1 protein-coding gene is annotated in these 1,573 nt (G+C 47.4%); it reads right to left on the bottom strand.

Annotated features, from left to right (window positions below; genetic code table 11):
• Positions 1 to 292: 292 nt before the first annotated feature.
• The gene (locus tag GS632_RS21950; protein ID WP_171239134.1) at positions 293 to 1,162 is read right to left on the bottom strand and encodes an amino acid ABC transporter substrate-binding protein; all 870 of its coding nucleotides are present in this window, start codon (positions 1,160 to 1,162) and stop codon (positions 293 to 295) included.
• Positions 1,163 to 1,573: the final 411 nt, after the last annotated feature.

Below are 1,573 nucleotides of genomic sequence, written 5' to 3'. Positions count from 1 at the left end.
CTCTGCAATCGCGCTCGCCGCACTCGTTATCTTTTGGCTATGAGTCCTGAGCCTAATATCGGTGGACCGTCGCACACAGCCCAAGCCGTAAATGTTGAATAGAATGCGGCCTGACCCCTAATCTGGCTGGCTTTAGCGACTGCGGTCCCCTCGAAGATTTCATCAAGGGGGTTCTCAATTTCCGATAGCAGACCTTGATTTAATTTTGTCCAACGTTTGCTCTGCAGGTATCTCAGCCTAAATCGCAGCGCGAAATTGACACGCAAAAAAGCACTGTTTTATGCGATACGTGTCAAGGATTGGTAGGGGCGATAACATACAGAGCTTTCAATGCTTCGCTGGGCTCTATCCCCGGCAAGGCAATACGGAAAATCTCCTCCATTGTACCTTGAGCATACATCTCTGACAAAATTCGATCTACAAGCAATCGAAAATCATAATCTCCTTTCGGTATCGCTAATCCTTGCTTTTCTATCGTCAATATTTCTTGGGATAACTTGAATTTGCCCTTTAGCCCGGCAGCAATGTAGTTGACTAATAAAATCGACTGATCTGCAAAATACGCATCGATTTCGCCGTCTCGCAGCGCCTTGATGCCGTCTGGGTGTGAGGCGAACCGTACCATATTTGCATCGATACTTGCCGCCTCAAAGGAATTGAGAACGGATGCCTCTGTTGTTGTGTTGCTTCTCATGCCAACCCTCTTACCCGCTAGCGCACTCATGGTGCCCTCGGCCTCGATTGGCAGTAATATGGACGTGCCGTCGACATAAATTGGAATCGAAAAATCAACAACTTCGCGACGGGAAAGTGTTATGGTTGCAGCCCCACAAAGCACATCGACTTCTCCTGAGGCAATTTTGTCGAAACGATCCTTGGCGTCGACCGGAATGAACTGGACGTTTAATTCCTTTAATTCAAGCTTCTTCGCAAGACTCTGCGCGACCCGATCGCAGATTAACGGTGACAATCCAAACGGCCGACCTTGATCGTTGAGGTAAGATAGTGGCGCAGCGTCTGTTCGAAAACCAAATCGGATTTCGTTGTTTTTTGTTATCCTTTCGATTGTCTGAGCAACCGCTCCGGTTGTGAAAAGAGCCGTTGCAATAAGTACAGATAGCAAGCGCATGGGTTTTCCTTCTTTGTCCGGTTTCCATTCCATTGGAGGTACGAATTATCCTATGTCGAGATCAAAACACATTGAGACGCAAAGTAGGCTGATAGTTGATAGCAAGAGTCGCTTGGCGAGGAAAGAAAACCACATCCTTGCACCATGGGTAGCTAACTCAGTTAGATAAAAGCAAAGCCTATTAGGCCGGGCTTATGTGCAAATGTCTAGTATGGGTTAACTCATTTGGATGCCACGGTGTCTTTGCCCCCTAGAGTTGGGCCACTACTTTTGCCGAGAAGGGGGAACAAGAAATGGCTCGGAGCGGCTCTTCGTTCCGATCTGACGAGCGGCTGTTATTTGGACCAAGCCTTGACCACAACATCCAACAATAAAATCGGTTAGTACAAGACACCAGGTCCGTTTGTAGATTATCCTTTGGAAAGCTACTTTTTCAGGCTTAAG

The organism is Ruegeria sp. HKCCD7296 (assembly GCF_013110775.1).
In the GTDB taxonomy this organism is placed as follows: Bacteria; Pseudomonadota; Alphaproteobacteria; order Rhodobacterales; family Rhodobacteraceae; genus Ruegeria.
The sequence above is the reverse complement of the archived record's forward strand: the minus strand, read 5'-3'. Positions and strand labels throughout refer to the sequence as shown.

Bases quoted from the DNA above. Each gene is read 5' to 3' on its own strand.
- GS632_RS21950 (WP_171239134.1), bottom strand. From the start codon at position 1,162: ATGGAATGGAAACCGGACAAAGAAGGAAAACCCATGCGCTTGCTATCT.